The 18,855-nt window shown below is 45.5% G+C and carries 15 protein-coding genes and 1 pseudogene; 4 read left to right on the top strand and 12 right to left on the bottom strand.

Annotation, left to right across the window (positions count from 1 at the left end; genetic code table 11):
* Nucleotides 1-98: 98 nt before the first annotated feature.
* Both E4N65_RS10630 and E4N65_RS10635 read right to left on the bottom strand, forming a co-directional pair.
* Nucleotides 99-761, bottom strand: a complete 663-nt coding sequence (locus E4N65_RS10630; RefSeq protein ID WP_253673196.1) for a methionine ABC transporter permease — start codon at nucleotides 759-761, stop codon at nucleotides 99-101.
* Nucleotides 758-1,759: a methionine ABC transporter ATP-binding protein gene (locus tag E4N65_RS10635; RefSeq protein WP_253673197.1), complete on the bottom strand. Its 1,002-nt coding sequence runs from the start codon at nucleotides 1,757-1,759 to the stop codon at nucleotides 758-760. Before E4N65_RS10635 ends, E4N65_RS10630 begins: the two co-directional genes overlap by 4 nt.
* A 154-nt stretch (nucleotides 1,760-1,913) precedes the next feature.
* On the opposite strand from E4N65_RS10635, the gene E4N65_RS10640 reads away from it, so the two are divergent.
* Nucleotides 1,914-3,416, top strand: a complete 1,503-nt coding sequence (locus E4N65_RS10640; protein WP_253673198.1) for a Do family serine endopeptidase — start codon at nucleotides 1,914-1,916, stop codon at nucleotides 3,414-3,416.
* Between the two features lie 84 nt (nucleotides 3,417-3,500).
* On the opposite strand, the gene E4N65_RS10645 is transcribed toward E4N65_RS10640, so the two are convergent.
* The 4 genes and pseudogenes from E4N65_RS10645 to E4N65_RS10660 form a co-directional block, all read right to left on the bottom strand.
* On the bottom strand, nucleotides 3,501-5,885 hold the full coding sequence (locus E4N65_RS10645) for an adenylate/guanylate cyclase domain-containing protein (RefSeq protein WP_253673200.1): 2,385 nt from the start codon (nucleotides 5,883-5,885) through the stop codon (nucleotides 3,501-3,503).
* A gap of 120 nt (nucleotides 5,886-6,005) precedes the next feature.
* Complete coding sequence (locus E4N65_RS10650; RefSeq protein WP_253673202.1) at nucleotides 6,006-7,412, bottom strand: sensor histidine kinase; 1,407 nt, start codon at nucleotides 7,410-7,412, stop codon at nucleotides 6,006-6,008.
* Nucleotides 7,399-8,086: pseudogene (locus tag E4N65_RS10655) on the bottom strand (response regulator transcription factor). The gene E4N65_RS10650 and the pseudogene E4N65_RS10655 overlap by 14 nt, the downstream one beginning before the upstream one ends.
* The gene (locus E4N65_RS10660; protein WP_253673204.1) at nucleotides 8,086-8,661 is read right to left on the bottom strand and encodes a hypothetical protein; all 576 of its coding nucleotides are present in this window, start codon (nucleotides 8,659-8,661) and stop codon (nucleotides 8,086-8,088) included. Before E4N65_RS10660 ends, E4N65_RS10655 begins: the two are co-directional and overlap by 1 nt.
* 166 nt (nucleotides 8,662-8,827) lie before the next feature.
* Here E4N65_RS10660 and E4N65_RS10665 point away from each other — a divergent pair, with 166 nt between their 5' ends.
* Nucleotides 8,828-9,379, top strand: coding sequence for a hypothetical protein (locus E4N65_RS10665; protein WP_253673206.1), 552 nt, complete (start codon nucleotides 8,828-8,830; stop codon nucleotides 9,377-9,379).
* Between the two features lie 221 nt (nucleotides 9,380-9,600).
* On the opposite strand, the gene recJ is transcribed toward E4N65_RS10665, so the two are convergent.
* The 3 genes from recJ to thiD are packed head-to-tail and all read right to left on the bottom strand — an operon-like array spanning nucleotide 9,601 to nucleotide 13,912.
* On the bottom strand, nucleotides 9,601-11,733 hold the full coding sequence (gene recJ / locus E4N65_RS10670) for a single-stranded-DNA-specific exonuclease RecJ (protein WP_253673208.1): 2,133 nt from the start codon (nucleotides 11,731-11,733) through the stop codon (nucleotides 9,601-9,603).
* Nucleotides 11,734-11,754: 21 nt separating this feature from the next.
* The gene (locus E4N65_RS10675; RefSeq protein ID WP_253673210.1) at nucleotides 11,755-13,086 is read right to left on the bottom strand and encodes a thymidine phosphorylase; all 1,332 of its coding nucleotides are present in this window, start codon (nucleotides 13,084-13,086) and stop codon (nucleotides 11,755-11,757) included.
* Between the two features lie 16 nt (nucleotides 13,087-13,102).
* Entirely contained in the window at nucleotides 13,103-13,912 is an 810-nt protein-coding gene (gene thiD, locus E4N65_RS10680; RefSeq protein ID WP_253673212.1) for a bifunctional hydroxymethylpyrimidine kinase/phosphomethylpyrimidine kinase, read from the bottom strand.
* A gap of 272 nt (nucleotides 13,913-14,184) precedes the next feature.
* Here thiD and E4N65_RS10685 point away from each other — a divergent pair, with 272 nt between their 5' ends.
* Together E4N65_RS10685 and E4N65_RS10690 are read left to right on the top strand one after the other, a co-directional pair.
* On the top strand, nucleotides 14,185-15,717 hold the full coding sequence (locus E4N65_RS10685; protein WP_253673215.1) for a hypothetical protein: 1,533 nt from the start codon (nucleotides 14,185-14,187) through the stop codon (nucleotides 15,715-15,717).
* Between the two features lie 70 nt (nucleotides 15,718-15,787).
* Entirely contained in the window at nucleotides 15,788-16,312 is a 525-nt protein-coding gene (locus E4N65_RS10690; RefSeq protein ID WP_253673217.1) for a DUF1697 domain-containing protein, read from the top strand.
* A 223-nt stretch (nucleotides 16,313-16,535) separates the two neighbouring features.
* On the opposite strand, the gene E4N65_RS10695 is transcribed toward E4N65_RS10690, so the two are convergent.
* The 3 genes from E4N65_RS10695 to E4N65_RS10705 are packed head-to-tail and all read right to left on the bottom strand — an operon-like array spanning nucleotide 16,536 to nucleotide 18,846.
* Nucleotides 16,536-17,243, bottom strand: coding sequence for a tRNA 2-thiocytidine biosynthesis TtcA family protein (locus E4N65_RS10695; protein WP_253673219.1), 708 nt, complete (start codon nucleotides 17,241-17,243; stop codon nucleotides 16,536-16,538).
* 60 nt (nucleotides 17,244-17,303) lie between these two features.
* On the bottom strand, nucleotides 17,304-17,951 hold the full coding sequence (locus E4N65_RS10700; protein WP_044014732.1) for a helix-turn-helix transcriptional regulator: 648 nt from the start codon (nucleotides 17,949-17,951) through the stop codon (nucleotides 17,304-17,306).
* A gap of 25 nt (nucleotides 17,952-17,976) precedes the next feature.
* Complete coding sequence (locus E4N65_RS10705; protein WP_253673220.1) at nucleotides 17,977-18,846, bottom strand: tetratricopeptide repeat protein; 870 nt, start codon at nucleotides 18,844-18,846, stop codon at nucleotides 17,977-17,979.
* Between the last annotated feature and the right edge of the window lie 9 nt (nucleotides 18,847-18,855).

Below are 18,855 nucleotides of genomic sequence, written 5' to 3' on the forward strand. Positions count from 1 at the left end.
CTCTCAGCTTTTTAGTAGGAAGGCTAATTAATCAGTACTACCTCTTCATCCTTAATGCAGCTTCCCAGTCTTTACAAAAGACAGTGAGCGAGTATCTCCTACCGTCGTTTTGCAAGCGCCGTACTGATCCTCGTGCCGATAAATTGAATAAGTTCGACCATCACTAAAATGACGATGACCGCCGCCAGCATAATATCGCTGCGGAACCGCTGATAGCCGTATCGGATTGCCAAATCGCCGAGACCGCCGCCGCCGATTGCACCTGCCATTGCCGAATACCCGATAAGGTTGATAATAGTCAGTGTAATGCCTGCAACGAGGGGCGGCAGCGCTTCCGGTATCATCACTTTAAAGATAATCTCCATAGTGGATGATCCCATCGCGAGAGCCGCTTGGATAACACCGCGGTCAATTTCCAGCAAGGCGTTTTCGATAACCCGCGCAACAAAGGGGGCGGCGGCGATGGAAAGCGGCACTACCGTTGCGGCGGTTCCGATGCTGGTACCGATAATGAGCCGCGAAAACGGAAAGAGCAAAATCATCAATATAATAAACGGGAATGAGCGTAACACGTTTACCACCCGGTCGATAAGTTGATGCAACACCGGTCTTGGCATAAGGTTTCCTTCCGCAGTGATGCACAACAGCACGCCGAGCGGTGCTCCGAGTATAAAAGAAAAAAGCGTAGAAAAGAATACCATTATAAGCGTTTGTCCCGTCGCCGTTCCTACCAGCTGCACTAACGTTGACCATGAACTCATTTGCGTGTCTCCTCTACTTTGATACCGTTTTGATTAAGATAAGCAAACGCTTTTTGCATATTTTCGGGTGAACCGTTAATATCGACAAAGAGGGTTCCGACCACCGTTTCCCCGACCTTCTGCATACCGCCTGCGCAGATGTTAAATTCAATATTGTAATCGCGGGAAATTTTACTCAAGACAGGCTCACTCGTCAGCTCACCTGAGAACCGGAGCGTATAGGCGCCGCCGCTTTTAGACCATCGGATAAGCTGCGTGTCTTCGGGATTGAGCGGGTTGATATGCATTAAGAAGTCTTTGGTTACTTCCGACTTCGGTGCAGAAAAGATTTCACGCACGGAACCCGTTTCCGCCACGGCACCGTTATCGATAACGGCCACTTGCTGACAGCAATCGCGCACCACTTCCATCTGATGCGTTATCATCACAACGCTCAAATTCATATCCTTTTGCAGCCGCTTGAGCAGCTCCAGAATTGAGCGTGTCGTCTGCGGATCAAGTGCGCTCGTTGCTTCATCACAAAAGAGGATATCAGGAGAAACCGCCAAGGCACGAGCAATAGCCACCCGCTGTTTTTGCCCGCCGGATAGGGTACTTACCCGCGCATCGCCGCGTCCTTCAAGCCCGACAACGTGCAGCATTTCTTCCACTTTTGCTGCAATAGCACGTTTCGGCATTCCGGCAATTTCAAGCGGATAGGCGATATTGCCTGCTGCCGTGCGCGATGCAAATAAATTGAAATTCTGGAAAATCATCCCGATTTTTTTATGCTGATTCCGTAGGAGCTTGCCCGTCAAGGTGTCTACACGGGAGTCTCCATAGTAAATCTCGCCCGAGTCCACCGGTTCTAAAAGGCTTATCAGCCGCACGAGCGTCGATTTCCCCGCACCGCTTTTCCCGATAATCCCGAAAATCGTATTGGAAGGAATTTCAAGGCTGATATTATCTACTGCTTGAAGATCCCCGTACCGTTTGTTTACGTTTACTAATCGTATCATCCGTACATACAAACAAAATATAAAACCTCTGTCAAGTTATTGCCGATGCGTGTATCAAAATAGTATTTTATATGTTTAAGAAACAGTTGATACACAAACGAGGGCTTCTAAAACTTATATCCTTATATAGCGCTCTCATATTGGAGGTAAACACATGCATTTAAAACAACGATTTCAAACAGTACTGTCATTTACCGCACTGTTGAGCATGGCTGTAATGATTTTTGTATCATCATGCTCTGCGAGTCCTGCTTCGGCAACAACGGTTTATGCCGATACAAAACATTCGGAAGCAATCACAAAAGAGACGATTTCCTTGCTGGAAGGGCTGCAAAGCGCAAATCGACAAGTGTCTGCGGCAATTTTGCCGTCAGTAGTAACGCTTTCGGTTACGGAAATTAAGAAAGTCCGCAATCCTCTCTCGGGGGACGGCTTCCCGTGGTTCTTTTTCGGAATGCCTAATCAGAATAACGGTGAAAAATCCGATGGTAATGACGGCGGCGAGCAGGAATATAAATCAGAAGGTATGGGCTCGGGCGTTATCGTCCGTAAAAGCGGCAATACTTATTATGTGCTGACTAATCAGCATGTTACCGGTACGGCGGAAAAAATTATCGTCAAGTTATATAACGGACATACCGCAGAAGGAAAACTGGTCGGCGGCGATCAGCGGCGGGACATCGCATTGGTTTCGTTTGAATCCACCGAAAAAGATATTGCCATTGCCGAATTGGGAAATTCCGATGCGGTAGAGGTTGGTGATATCGTGTTTGCCGTCGGTTCTCCGCTCGGGTATGTTTCGACGGTTACCCGCGGTATGGTCAGCGCGGTAGGACGGTCGGGTGGTCCGAATAATAACATCAACGACTTTATCCAAACCGACGCGGCAATTAATCAGGGAAACTCCGGCGGCCCGCTTGTGAATATCTACGGGCAAGTTATCGGTATTAACACATGGATCGCATCGTCAAGCGGCGGTTCACAAGGGCTCGGATTTTCCATTCCGATCAACAACGTCAAAGGCGCAATCGACTCGCTTATTTCCGACGGTAAACTGAAATACGGCTGGGTCGGCGTGCAATTAACGAGTGCCGACGAAACAGTTATGAAAGCTCTAGGGCTCGGTGAAAAAACCGGTGCTTTGGCTATCGACATATTCTTAGGTTCCCCTGCGTTTAAAGGCGGCATCCGACCGGGAGATTTTGTCGTTAAGCTGAACGGCAAAGAAGTAAAAAGTGTCGATCAGCTCGTGCGCGATGTCGGTGATCTCCGCAGCGGAACGACAGCAGAGTTTGTAGTTATCCGTGACGGCAAAGAACAAACATTTTCCGTAAAAATTGAAGAGCGGGATCAAAAAATCGTTACCGACTCATCAAAATTATGGCCGGGGTTTGTCGGTTACGAGCTCACTGATGAAGTACGCGATAAATTAAAGCTTGATAAAAAACAGACGGGAGTACTGGTAACCAACATTACCAATAAAACCCCCGCAGTCATTATCGGGCTTAAATCCGGCGATGTTATTACTGCGGTAAACGATGTGCCGGTAGCAAATATGCGTGAATTCTATCGCGAATTGTCAAAGGTTAAAAAAGAAGTGTGGTTCGATGTATTGCGTGAAGGACAAACGTTATCAACTTTACGCTATAAGTTTTAAGTTAAGATAAAGGCTAAAATGGAAAAGGCCGATTAACCATCCGGTTGATCGGCCTTTTTTATGTGCAATAGTTGTTTTAGTTGGTTATTTCATACGCATAGCAAAGACGCCTTTCCAGTCGGCGGGAGGCGGAGAATTACGATAGTGGGCTATTCTATCTAAGAATACTTTTGCCGGTTGATCGTTGTATTTTTCTACACATTCCAAAAAATATTTTTCGGCAGTCTTCCATTTTCGTTGTCGATAATATCCGAGTCCTGTTTCAAAAACTTCTTTTAAATCATAAAGCTTATCACTGCTGGTCTTTTGAGCATCTTGTAACACTTCAAAGATCCGCACCACTTCAGTTCTGCCTTTTACCGTTATATAATCAAGTTCTCGGCAAATGAAAGAATCGTTGAGACTCTTGTAAACAGCTTCCGAAATAATGGTCTTTGAACCGTATTCTTTATTTGCACCTTCAAGCCGTGCCGCCAAATTTACCGTATCGCCGATGGACGTAAAATCTTTTCTTGTTTCCGAACCGACAGGACCGAACGTAACATAGCCGGTATTGATACCGATGCCGAGCGAGATAGTTTCCTTACCTACCTTCATAGCGGCCTGTTGTTCACGGTAGAGTGCCTCCCGTATTTCCATTGCAGCCTTACAAGCATTTATCTCTTTATTGGGTCCGGAAAAAAACGCCATGATTTCGTCGCCGACATATTTATCAACATCGCCGCCATGATCAAAGATAATCTTAGTTTCGATGTTCAGATATCGATTTAAAATCATAATGACTTCCCGCGCAGGAAGTTTTTCGCACATCTTTGTAAACCCTCTGATATCGGTAAAAAGAAAACAAAGATTCCGTGTAATTCCCTTGGGGCCGATATCCTTTTCTGCATTCTGAAGAGTATGAAAAGAAATATAGGGCAGTATTCTACGCACGAGCGTAATAATATTTTTTATTTCGTGTGAGAGCGTCTTTATTTCGTCCCGTGTTTTTAGATTATCTTCAAAGACCAGTCTGTTCGCTTCAACCTTTGCGTTACCCGAAAGTATTCCGCTTAAAATATTGGTTGTCTTTCTAATATTTACACAAAGCTGAATAATAGGAGCGGCGATAAAATCAGCAAGAAACAATGTGATAATGATGACAGCATACAAAAAGACTGCTGCAAGTGCAAAGATAAATACTTTTGCTTGGAAATACGGACGGTTAAGTATTTCTTTCATGTATGTTACAACGGAAAATCCGACAAGCCTTTGCCCATCTTTCCGTGAAAAAGTTATAGGATATATATAAATACAGGTTCCCTTTTCCGGTTTATAAATAGGTTGATTCCGGGTACTTGCATTTTGAAAATGCTTTATATAGAAAGCAGCCTCTTTCGCAGTAATGCGTTTTTCTTCTGCCGGTATATCGCGTACCGATCCGGACTCTGTCGTATAAGAGAATACGTTGAAGTCCGGAAGCTCCGTAGTACTATCGATTTTATCAAGAAAAATAGGAGCGGTACTGTCAGTCGTAATAATATCTACGCGGCGGTGCGGAAAAGGTGAAGAGGCGTTTGTCTTTTTTATACCTTCGAGAAAGGCGCTTATTTTTGCATGAAGTCCATCCGAAAAATCATAAATTGCCGCGACCTGCTCGGCTTGATTCTTACCCGTCGTATTGACATTCTGGGTTAAAAGCAATTTGTAGTTCTTTAAATCCGTATAAATAAAGGCAGAAATAATAACAATAATTGCGATAAGAATTACAGCGGCTATTTTATTTTTTAGATGTGTTTTCTTTTCAGGATCATTTACCGCAGCAATGAGTTCTTTAATTCGAGTTTTTATATTAATCTTTTTTTTATCTTCCGGTTCTGCAACTTCTGTTGTATCTTTCTTTTTGTTTCCCTGCTGTTTCTCCGATTTATCCGATTTCTCAGCTTTTTCATCTTCCAAAATAAGTTGCTTGTATTCAGAGAACGCTTCATTCTTTGCTTTTATTAAAGCAATACCGCGGCTGATTAAAAAGATATGAAAGATAAGCGCAGTAAAAAAAGCGGCATACACTAAAATACTTAAAGATTTAAACCAACGTATGGTGTTGGCGAATACTGTCATTCCCGAAAGGGTAGGTGCAAGATACAATGTTACCGCAACAAAGGCAGAGATAATAACAATGTTTTGTGTAATTTTTTTATAAAAGATCGAAGCTAAAATAATGAGAAAAGCTACAGGCAATAAAAAAAAGGAAAAACAGCTGATATAAAAAAAATAGAACTCTTTTTGTACCAAACCGGAAAACAGAGCCGTAAAGGGATACAAGAGCTGCGGAGTCTGCTCATAATTGAGCAAATTCATTTTATCCATACCGAAAGGCATAACCATCAATGCAGCCAAAATAGCAAGGGAAACAATTTGCAGCATATAAGGAGACTTTAGCGTCTGTGTCGGCGGTGTTTCTAACTTTTTATCTTCATTCTCACTCATCGCAGAATCCTATATTTTTAGAATAACTTATAACCCGAAAGGATATCTTTCAACAGCCTGTCGATATGTTAATTATCGCTTATAGTGTATATTCTCGGCATCTTTTGTCAAGGGAAAACTTCAGGGTAACCGAAGCATAATGCACGCACCTTTCCCGTTGTTATTTTCGGCACGAATTGAACCGCCGAGCGCCTGCATTATGCTTGCCGCTATCGACAAGCCGAGCCCCGCACCGCCCACACCTCTCGTATGCGCGGCATCTCCGCGGTAAAAGCGCTCAAAGATATGCGATAGTATATCTTGCGCAATTCCGGGGCCGTTATCCGAAATCGAGATAATACACGCACTTTCCGACGCAGGCGCATCAGGAAGGCGCTCCGCTTCCAAAAGAGGCTGTACCGAAAGTTCGATATGCGCATATTCTCCGGCAAATTTTACGCTATTGGAAATTATAATAGTGCATACTTGATGGAGCAGCGCTTCATCCGTATACAGGGTTGGCACCCCAATACTTTCGGTAAAGCTCACATTCGGCGCATAGCTTTGTGTGCTGTCGATAAGCCGCGTAAAAAATTCGGCAACGGCAATAGGCGTTTTATGAATCCGTATATGCCCGTTTTCAAGCCGGGTCATTTGCAGCAAATTTTCGATAATTGCTTCCATCGAGTGCGCTTCGCGGATCAGTGCCGAAAGCGATTTTTCCAAGCGGTCGGGATCGTGCTTTCCCCAACGGCGCAGCAGGTTCGCATGACCGAGTATCACCGCAAGCGGTGTTTTTAACTCGTGGGATACATCAGCCGTAAACCGGCGTTCCCGTTCAAAATCGGTTTGCAGGCGGGAAAGCAAATCGTTCAATGTTTTTGCAAGAACATCAAAGTCGTCGTCCCTATCCGTAACGGGAAGCCGGTCGGTTAAATTGGAGCCGCTGATGTTCTTTGCCGCATCGGTCATAGCACGAACGCTTCGCATCGTACGTTTTGTCATAAAAAACACCGCGATGTACGAAAGCAGCAGCAACGGGACGGTAACGAGAGCAAGGATGCTCGGTACACCGGAGATAATGGACTCCGCCGTATCGGAATCCATATTCAGCGCCGTCTGTATAACGTAATCGCCCCCCGCATGAACGGGTACTGCATAGTAGAGAATATTTAAATCGCCGTCGATAAAGTATTGTTTTGCCGTATAGCGTTCTGCACGGCGGGGTGTTACCGGCAGCATCGGTAAAAAGGGATCGTTCGTTGCGATCACTTCCTGCGTGCCGCTCTGATACACGGAAAACGTAATATAATACGGAAGATCCGCGTCGATTTCTTGTACACGGCCGTCCTTCAGTGCTTCGGCAATAGTCCGAGCGGCGGAAATGAGTTCGCGGTTTTGCTGCTGCCTAACGCCGGAACGAAGCAGCACGATAATACCGGCGGAAAAAAGGGCAATCATCACGGCAAACAAAAGAGAGAAGCGAAGTGAAAGCTGCCGTACCGTCGATATGCGGAGCTGCCGTACCGGTGAATCAAATGCTTTCATTGCCGATATCCCGCATAACATAGCCGACGCCGCGTACCGTAGAGATATATTCCTCACCGGTTTTATCGTCGATTTTTGCACGCAAATACCGCACATACACATCGACCGAATTTTCATCGATGTAATGATCTGCACCCCATACCGTATTGATGATGGTATCGCGGCTTAAAACGGTGTTCTTGTGTTCGAGCAATGTTTTTAACAAAAGGTATTCGGTTTTCGACAACATAACCCGTTCTTTGTTTACCGTTACTCCCATACTGTTCGGGTTAAGTTCGATACCACGCAGTTTTAACGGCGTTACTCCCTGTGCATTGTTCCGGCGCATCACCGCTCTCATCCGTGCAAGCAACTCTTCAATCTCAAACGGTTTTGCAAGATAGTCATCCGCACCGGAATCAAGACCGCTCACCTTATCGAATGTATCCCCCCCGCGCGGTGAGCATAATAACCGGCGTATTCGACGTTTTTCTGATTCGCCGCAACACTTCAAGTCCGTTCAACTGGGGAAGCATGATGCCGAGCAGCACAAGATCCGGCTCATTCTTTTCAAAAATATCCAAAGCGGTTCTGCCGTCTGCGGCGTAGAGAATATCATATCCTTCATGCTCAAGTTCAAGCTGTAAGAATTCCGCAATACCCGAATCATCTTCAACGATTAATACCCGTGCCATCAATCTTTTTCCTCAAAACGAATATATTCATAATGGTGATGATTATGCATTTCTTCGTGCATTTCCCTAGGAGGTTTCTGCGGCGGAATATTCAAAAATGTAAATTTATATTCTTTGTCGCATTCCATATCATCAAAGTGTGAAAGATAGAGCGGAATATGATTAAAACTTTTCGCTTCCGGTAAATCAAGATGAAACGGACGATTTGGCGTATCTTTTCCCGCAGATAAAAAAGAGTCCCGAATCAATATTTTTATTTTATCACCTGCTTTGTTAAAAGCAATCAACGCATTGGCAGGTAAAAACTGACCGTTTATGCTGATATTCTTTTTTTGCAGTGTACGCGGATCGGCAGGCATATTGAATTTAATCTCTATTTCGATAATGCCGGCCTGCTCGATTTCGGTTTCTATTTTTGTAACATAAAAAAGACCGTCGGCATTTGCCATCCGCATACCGCGATATGAAAATGTATGTTTAGCGTCCTTCGGTTTATCCGCAAAAAGTGTACTGTGCATAATAAGAAAGATAAATACCGATATGATAGAGACACTCAATGTCTTATGCGTAATCATAACCGTATCATACCGTATTCTTTCCGTTTTGTGTCAAAATTCCCGATTAAAATATTTTAATCTTTTTCCAATGCAGGCTTCATGATAGGGCTAGCACAATACGGTATAGTCGTGCACAGACGGTGTGAAAACGTAAACAGCCGTACTTTATTTTAGGAGTATACAAATGAACAAACAAATGGTGAAAAAGGCTGCGGCATTCGGTATCGGTGCGGTATTATCGGTAGGAGCCGTTTTTGCAAAACCGCACCAATCGAATTCAAAAGATTGGAAACATCATAATGATGCCGGAGCTGCGGAACGTCCGATGCCGCATGACGGTAAAGGCGGAGAGTTCAACCGGCGCCCGATGATGAATGATGCTGCCGCACCGACGGGGAATTCGGTTATGGGTAAATGGATTGCCCGCGATGAAAATAAAGCGGTGAAGGTTGAGTTTGACCGCGACGGCAGTATGGAAATCGAATGGCTGCAAGGCTTTACTTCATCGACGGAGTGGGAAGGTTTCTGGACATCTACGGATACCGAAGTCACCTTTACCGTAAGAAGTAAAGAAACCGAAACATGGACAAACGGCTCTAAAAAGGAAACCCGCGAAAGCATGAATGCAACGTGGAAACTCCAGTACACCCGCAATGACGATAATACGCTCACACTGCGCGGCAGCGACTTACCCAAAGAGCTGGCAAACCTTACCTTGTCTCGGCAGGGGCGCTAACACCAACGAAGCGCAGGGCAAGCGCATCAGATGCTTGTTTAATATTCCCGCAGAAAAAGTGGAGCTGTTCAACCAGAATTGAACCTCTTTGCGGTTCAAATGGTCTCACAACCCCGCTTTTTCTGCGACATCTGATCTATCTGTCTGATACGCTTATTCTGCCGCCGTAAAAAAATTACACAAAATTTTATTCAAAATTTTGTGTATAAGAGAGACGCTGCTTAAATACCCGTGCCCGTCTTCCGCATATCCTGAATAACCATTTGAGGCACCGTATTGCCGTTAAAGGTATTCCGGGTCAGCGTGAATACGGCATCGATACTGTCGCCGATTTTAAATTCAACATTCAATTTATCCGCTGCCTGCCAATACACCGCTGTCCATTTATATGTTCCGCAGTCGAACGTAAGACGCAAATGCTGTGGCTGGGTTTTCCCCATAATTGAGGCAGCGGTAAGTTTGATTGCTTTAGCGGCAAATTGCAGCGCCGGGAACCCTTCACCGTAGGGCTCAAAGGTATCATGCACGGCTAAAAGTTCGGGCGTTAAATAGTCATGCGGGAGTTCCGCATCGATGGAAAGCGGAGGGTTTTCCGAGTTTTCGTCAAATTCGATAGCCGCGGTAAATTCCTGAACTTTTTTTAAAAACGGCGCAAGTTTTTCCTGCATTAAGCTGAAGCCTGCTGCAAATGCGTGTCCGCCGTAGTCGAGGAAAAAATCGGGGTATGCTTCCGGTAAAGAAAGCACCCGATAGCCGCGGGCGGAACGAAGCGAACCGACTGCGGTTCCGTCTTCCATAAGACAGATAACCATGCTCGGCACGTTAAACCGATCTGCAAGCCGGTTTGAAAGAATACCGGTAATGCCGCGGTGGATTTTATCGCTTACAACAACGGTGAGCTTTTCGCGGTATTTTGCAAGACTTTCCCGCGCAATCGGTTCGGCAATTGCCCAGCCGGCCTTTCCGAGTTCTTTCCGCTCCTCGTTCATCGCAATAACCGCATCTGCAAGTTCATTGCGTACCGCTGCATTTTGCTCAAGAAAAAGTCTGATTGCCGTTTCCGGTTTACCCATCCGTCCTGTTGCATTGATAACGGGCGTAATATTCCACGCAATATCGTTGGTGCCAATGTGCTTACCGATAAGTCCCTGTTTTATCATCAACTCGGAAAGACCGGCACGCGGCGCGGCATTGATGGCTGCTAAGCCTTGCTTTACCAATATCCGGTTTTCTCCGGTCAGCTGCATCAAGTCTGCAAGCAGCGAAAGCGCGACAAGTTGTAATTCACGCTTTTCTTTTTCACCGTATATGTTATGCGCTTGTTGGATGAGCGTAATAAAGATATTGAAAAAGCCGTCGAGTTCGGACATCGGCGTGTCGTTGTACTTGCCAATCCGCGATAGATTCTTTAACCGCAAAAGGCTCATCTCGGCAAGCTGAGGCGCAATCTTTGCACATTCGAGTCTAAAATCACTCACATAAAATTCAACCGACTTACCGAAGACTTTTTCCAGCTGCTTGAGCTGCAACTCCTTATCCCACACAAAAATCTGTTGCCCCTGCAAAAATCTGCCGAGCCGAGTATCTGAAAACGGAACCATACCGGGGATAATCGTTTCGGTGATTCGCGCCGTTTCAACTAAATTGACGGTATGGATAGCTTCCACTGCAAAGGCATCGTTAACGGGGCGCACATTCAATAGGCAAATCTGCTGTTTATAAATGTCGAGAAGTCCGAAGCGCAGGGCGGTAACAACCTTCCACGCCGTAGCGCATCCGGAAAGATGTTCGTTGGGATAGCCCGATCCCGGCACCTTACAGTTAATGATGACTGCGGCATCGGGAAGCGTATCCTGCGGGGTGTGATGATCGATGACGATAACATCGATTCCTTTTTCCGCAGCGTAGGCGACTTCTTGAATATTGGAAATACCGCAGTCTACGGTAATGATGAGGGTACCACCGTCGGCTTCATGCGCATCAACCGCTTCGCAGGAAAGTCCGTACGGTTCGTCGCCGGTGGGGATACGCCATGTTGTCGGGATGCCTAAATCGGTGAGCGCTTCGTAGAGCACGGTAACGGCAGTAATCCCGTCCACATCGCGGTCTCCGAAAATAAGCACCCGCTCCCCTTCTTCCTTTGCATCGAGGATCCGGTCAACGGCATCCTCCATATTTACAAAAAGAAAGGGATTATGCACATAGCGCAGATCGTTTTCAAGGTGAAAAAACGCCTCGCTCCCTTCGGCAATACCACGCCGCAGCAAAATCGATGCAACAAGCGGAGTGCAGCCGTATTGCTGCGCCATGGAGCGGACAACATTAGGGTCTATATCTTTTTTTTCCCAATTCACTGTATGGTACCGGAAGCGCGGCTATAAGTCGGCCGCAGAAATTTCTTTAAATACCAGCGGACGCATTTGCGGCTTCTCCGCTGCATACCGTATCGCTGTTTTGATCATATCGGAAGCAGCCGGAAGACACTCCGCATCCTTGCCGTACACGTCCATGATAAGGTCGCCTTTTTTTACGGCATCGCCTGCGTGCTTATGCAGAATCATACCGGCATCGGGACACACCGCATCGGTTGTTTTATTGCGGCCGACCCCAAGATTAACTCCGGCAATACCGATTTTAAACGCATCGATATCCGCGATAAAACCGTCTTGTTCCGCTTTAATGTGGCAGGTGTGCGGGCTGCGGCGCTTTCCGCATTCGGCAACAAACTGCTGCGCATTGCCGCCTTGCAGCGTAACATTCTCCAAAAAGAGCTCAACCGCTTTACCGGTGCGAAGCGCCTCTTGCGCTTTTTGAATTCCTTCTTCTTTTGATGCAGCCTTATGACCAAGCACGAGCATCCAGCCTGCAAGCTGTAATGTTAAGTCGGTTACATCCTGCGGCCCTGTGCCTTTCAGAACATTGTAGGTTTCTTCCATTTCCAAGAAATTACCGACTGCATTTCCTAAGGGTTCATACATATTGGTTATCATCGCGATAACTTTTTTACCCATCGCGGTGCCGGTACCGACAAGGCTCTTTGCGAGCGCTTCGGCTTCGGGCAGTGTTTTCATAAAGGCGCCGCTTCCGCATTTGACATCGAACACCAGCGCTTCGGCGCCTTCGGCAACTTTCTTGGAGAGAATACTCGCCGTAATGAGCGGCACCGATTCAACGGTTGCAGTCACATCACGTAAGGCGTAAATCAGCCGGTCGGCGGGGACAATCTCTTTTGTCTGCCCCGTCATTGCAAAGCCGGTTTTTTTAATATAATTGCGGAATTGGTCAACGGAAAGGCCGGTCTTATATCCGGTAATCGATTCAAGTTTATCGAGCGTACCGCCGGTGTGTCCAAGTGCACGGCCGCTCATCATCGGAACTTTCACCCCGCAAGCAGCCACAATAGGAGCAAGCGGCAGAGAAAGCTTATCTCCGACGCCGCCGGTGGAATGTTTATCGACAAAGGGACCTTCAATCCCCGACAAGTCCATAACCGCTCCGGAATGCAGCATGACGTCGGTAAGAACGGCGGTTTCATCAAACGTCATACCGTTAAAATAAACCGCCATCAGCCATGCGGCCATTTGATAGTCGGGAATCTCTCCGGCCACATATCCGTTCACTAAAAAGGCAATTTCTTCCCGAGAGAGCGTTCCTGCGCCGGTTTCTCTAAATCCGCGCTTTTTCATAATGATATCAACTGCACGCATGCTTTTTATTCCTCTCTTAATTGAAGGCTTTTCGCCACGCAGCGGGATTACCCGGGCCAACCCATTTATTGAGGGCAAAACCGTTCCGTAAACTTAACGTGATAAATTTCTTTGCGCGGAGGGCTGCTTCGTACGGTTCAAGCCCGAAACCCAAGCCCGCAGTAATTGCAGCGGCAACGGTACAACCGCACCCGTGAGTCCATTCGGTTTTAATCAGCTCTGCTTCGAGATATCGGAAATCATTGCCATCATAGAAAACATCGATGGAGGTTTCCGCATCTTTCAATTTTGAGCCGCCCTTGATGAATACATGCGGGGCGCCCATATCGTAAATCCGTTTTGCGGCATCTTTAATTTCTTCTAACGTCGAAGGCGTATCGACATGGGCAATTTGACCGGCTTCAAACACATTCGGCGTAATGATCTTTGCAAGCGGCAGCAGTTTTTTAATCAACAGCTCATTGATTTCGGGATTAAGCGGTAAATTTCCGCCTTTACAAATCATTACCGGATCAAGAACGTAGTTTTCTACCTTATATTTACTGAGATACTCGGCAGCAAGTTCGATTGCATAGGGAGTTGCCAACATTCCCGTTTTTGCCGCATCAACGCCGATACCGTTAAAAATGGTTTCGAGCTGTGCCCGCAGCGAATCTTCGCCAATTGGAAATACCTCATGTCCCCAATCCTTGTGGGGGTTCATGGTAGCAACCAAAGTAATCGCTGCCATACCGTATCCGCCATATTCCTGAAATGTTTTTAAATCTGCCTCAAGTCCTGCTCCGCCTGATGCGTCGGAACCGGCAATCGTCGCTAATTTTACCATTTTATACTCCTCAATTATAAAAATATCTACGGTGGAAAAAATCTGTCGGGAATCTCTAAAGCTCGGTTAGTTTTAAAAAAAATCCTCAATAAGTACTTTCCCGTAAAATTGCAGACAAAACTATATCACATTTACCTGTTAAGTCAAGATCGACGGCGGATCGTTGCGGGATCCCCCTCTGGTATTTTCTTAGGCTTTTCGGTATATTTACCGATACATCACATAGAACTATTTGTTTTCTTACTATGCCTTACCGCTAAGGAGGATCTTGGATGAAAAAATCATTATTATCGTTTATATTATTTTGCTTACTTATAATTGCTGCGGGCTGTAAAACAGCTCCTGCGAATAAAACGCCGGAACCGGCCGAAACCGCCAAAGGAGCGGGAGCTGAGACACAAACAACGCAAACAGCGGGCGAATTGAACACGGCTCAAAAAGCAAAATCTAAGGAAGCTGCACAAACAGCCACTGCAAAAACACCGGAACCGGTTAAAACGCCCGGACAGGCGAATCAGACTGCGACATCAGCGGCAAAGAATACTCAAACAAAGTCCCCCAAACAGGGTACGACGCAGCAGAAAACAGCGAACTCAAATGCGTCCGCTACATCGGCTGCAAAAACTGACACCTCTAAGCAATCGGTAAAGACTGCACCCCAAAAGGCACCGGCGAAAGAATCTACTCAGAAGGAAACGCCACAAAAGGCTGCTGCACAAGCGGAAAGCACTTCAAAAAACAAAACCGCTTCTCAAGCAAAAAATGCGCAGACAAAGCCCGCTAAGCAAGATCCGAAACAACAAGAAACGGCAAAGTCTAAAGCAACCGCAAAAAATAATAAGCAGTCTGCATCTCCGGAAGCGGCCAAGAAAGAAGCATCTAAATCGATATCTGCCAAGCAGGATACTGCCGATAAAGCTGCTCCGGCAAAACAGCCGGAAAATAAAAAGACCGAAACTAAAGCAAAAGAATCTGCTGCTCAAACCGCAGCAGCCCAAATTACCGATATTTCCTGGATGATTGAGCAAGCTGATGCATCTTTTGTTTCCAAACAGCATAAAGGTAAGGGAAAAATCTTTGTTACCATGCTTGCAAAATACAAAGGCGAACTAACAGCTCAAGATTTCAAAGAAGCTTTCTTTGCTTCACCCGCTGATGTGTGGGGGCTTGATGAACAAAGTGCAAAGGGGCTGATGGAGATTAACAAAAAAGAGAAACTCTTGATGCTGAAACATCTGTCTTCGGGTGAAGGCGAAGGAGCAGCTGCTCTTGGAAAGTGGTTTGCATCGGTTACCCTTACAGGGCAAAAGCCGTTTGAAAAAGAATTGAACGTAACCGGAATCGGCGGTAAAACCGTCACGGAGAATAAGGCCGCTAAAGAGGCTGCAAAGAAAAAGGTTATCCCGCTTATCGTTCCCACTGCGAAAGCGGAAAACGAACAGCAAGCACTGACAATGCCGGTTATACAATCCGTTTCCCGCGACGCAGATACAATAGAGATTATCTTTTCGGTTAATGATTCACGGGTTAAAAACGCTTATTTCTATTTTGACGTACCGGGAGAAGAATACTATCGCGATTCAGGTTCGATGATCGATGCAACGGGAAAGCCGGTAAACGGATGCCGCTCGTTCTCTACCGATGGAAAAAAATGCCAGTATGTACTCCGCAAAGATGCAACCAATAAAGACTGGTTTGGTAAGGCGACTCAATGCTTCCTCGTTGTTTCCGATGTAAACCGTGTCGCCTCCCCTTGGGAAGAACGCCACCGCACTATCAGCGCCGCATCGCACATCGCAAAATAGCAATTATGGCGGGGTAATTAGATATTCTTTTGAACACCCCGCCATGCATGGCAGAATTAATACGGAATATATGGATTATATAGCATTGCTCAGAGGTATCAATGTTGGAAGCTCTGTAAAAATTAACATGAAAGAATTGAAAACATTATTTGAGCAATGCGGTTTTTCAAACATTTCAACATATATCAATTCCGGAAACGTCATTTTTCAATCACATGACGCGAAAAATAGTATCACAGAGAATATTGAACAAGCATTGCATATAACGACCGGGAATGAAGTAAAAGTATTAGTAAAAACAAAAAGTGAGATGGTAAAAATAGCAACGAGCATCCCCAGTGATTGGCAAAATAATGATGCTCAAAAGACTGATGTAGCCTATTTATTTGACTCAATAGATAATGAAAACATAATCAATGAATTACCAATAAGAAAAGAATATATACAATTGATATATGTTAAGGGTGCGTTAATCTGGAATGTTCGGCGAGAAGATTATAATAAAAGCCATTTAAATAAAGTAATATCGCATAAAGTATATAAAGATATGACAATACGAAATGTTAATACGGCTCGATATCTTGCAACGTGCTAATCCAACACCCGCTTCACCCTGACATTGCTTCGCAAGGCAAGCGATACGTTGAGTATTTTCAGAAGCGGCATATACTGTAAAACCTTTCCGTAAGCCTTTTGAAATAGACGGTGTAGATACAAGGAATACAGTAAAAAAGTACCGCAGGCGTATCTTTGATACGTTGAGGACACTTTTTTACTGTATAACGCAGTAGATGCACCGTATATTTCAAAAGGTGTTGCTAGGGTAGGTACGCCGTATTTATATTCCGCAACGCATCGAAGAGCTTACGTTTTAACTCATAGTTACCGTCCGTAAGCTTATCCAAGCGGGAACGAGCGGTTTTTCTCCCTGAATTATCCTGATAGCTGCATGTACAGGTAGAAGAAATATAGCCCTGCATTTCTGCATGCCGGACAATCATCGGGATGTCGGCGAGGCAGAGTGGGCGGATAAAGGTCAACGGGAATTTATCGAACTTCAGTACGGGAGGCATTGCCGCAAGCTCTCCCTTTGTCAGCGCATTCATCAGCGCCGTTTCGAGGATGTCATCCAAGTGGTGCCCGAGCGCAATTTTATTAAAGCCGTGCTCCTGCGCATATTTGCTCAGTTCCAAGCGGCGCTGGCTGGAGCACCACCAGCAGTTCATCTTCTTGCCGGTTTTAAGCCGCTCCAGTACCGAAATTGTTTTAACGGTTAAATCAATTCCCCAGCTTTTAAACCGCTTCGCCAATTCAGGCGCGAATTCTGAGCCGATATCCGTGGCGATATGGAGTGCAGCGGCTTCAAAAACCGGATGCCGGCGTTGGAGCCGTGCTGCAAAATATTCCGTAAGAGCCGTTGAATCCTTTCCGCCGGATGCTGCAATCAAAATCCGGTCGCCGGCTTCTATCATATTATATTCGGAAACAGCCTTATCGATTGTTCTAAACAGCTTGGGATTTGCCATAGTGAAGAGCAGTATGAACGGCGGTCTATTACCGTTGCCGGTACAAGGTACGGTGCGGCATTATAGATGCCCGCTCGCGCCGGCATCTATATAGCTGTAGAGCGTATACTTGGAAATACCGAAGTAACTTGAAATCTTATCGCCGGATTTTGTAATTAAAAAAGCGCCGGACTCATTTAAAAACTTAATCGCCGTAATTTTATCTTCTTTATTCATCAATGCAACCGGCTTACCCACAATATGAACGGATTGTTCGATAAGCTCGTCCAACAGATCGTTGACATTCTGCAGAATATTCTCAGGTTCATTTTTAACACTGATCGGCGAAATAAGCTGCCGCAATACATTTTCCGCCATCTGCATCGGTGTAATATCAAGATTAATCGAAAGTACCGCCTCGATTGCATCATCTTCATTTCTGATAAACATACTGCTCGATTTAAGAATGCGTCCGTCCTTCGTTTTTGTCAGATAACTGAGTTTGTCTTCCAACGTTTTACGATCGCTATTGAGCGCCTCAAGCACTACATGAGACGGCCCGTCACCGATTTTCCGCATCGTAACAGTACCGTTTTCTATAATGACGATTGAGCTGTTGGTATAGCCGGCGGTAAGGTCGTGCACAAGTACTTCACAATTATTACCGAAATGGACAGCAATACCGTGTGCAATTTGCTGCAGCAGCGCAAGGGTGTGTTTGGACATCATATTATGTAATTCCTTTTTTCTCTCATTATTTTTTTAACTGAACATCGTTTCGCAGCTTATGTATTGCCTGATTAAGTTGTGGAACCGCGGGATTTTGAGGATCCGCTTCAATCGCCTTTTGTAAATATCCAACGATGATTTCCGTATCGGCGCTTCCCGCCATGAGATGAGAATAAGCCGTTAAATACCATGCAAGCTGTAATTCGGCAGGAGAAAGATCGCCCGTTTCTGCGGCAGTTTTATATTCATCGCCTGCTTTAAGATAATTTCCCTGTTGTGCAAAGCTCTTTGCCCGTATGTCAGCGCTTATCAATACGTATTTGCCTTTGAGTCCCGATTGATTATGGGGATCGAGCGCGGGTACTTGCATCCGTAACGAATCATAGCGATGCGCTTCCGGATTGCCGACCGTATTTAAAAAGTCATCAATTGCCTGCGCTTTTTCCGCTCCTTTTGTACTGCCGATACGCTTTCGCGCTTCAACCACGCTTGTCCGCTGTGCTGTCAGCGCTTTAATCTTTTCCATCAGCTGCACGCCGCTCTTTATATCCGATTCTATAACGGCAGAGGCATACGTATCCTGTTCGGCTGTTTGCAGTATAATAAAAGGGACATCAGGTACTGCATATTCGGAAAACAACAGATAGTTCTTTTGTGCAGCCGCTCGTTCACCCTCCGAAGGATTACGTAATAAGTCGATAAAACGGGCGGTATAGTTCGCTGCCAATTCAGTTTTACACGATTCGGTAAGGATGTTTTTTGAAAACTCTTCCGCTTCCTGTGACCAATCCGAACCGGTAAAGATAAGCAGTATATCTCTGCCGTCCTTGCCGTATTTTTGAACATTTGACTCATCACGTTTTGCCAAAGAAGTAGAAACACAACTGCTCATCATAAAGACAAA

Origin of the sequence: Treponema sp. OMZ 855, assembly GCF_024181145.1 — a bacterium.
Taxonomy (GTDB): domain Bacteria; phylum Spirochaetota; class Spirochaetia; order Treponematales; family Treponemataceae; genus Treponema.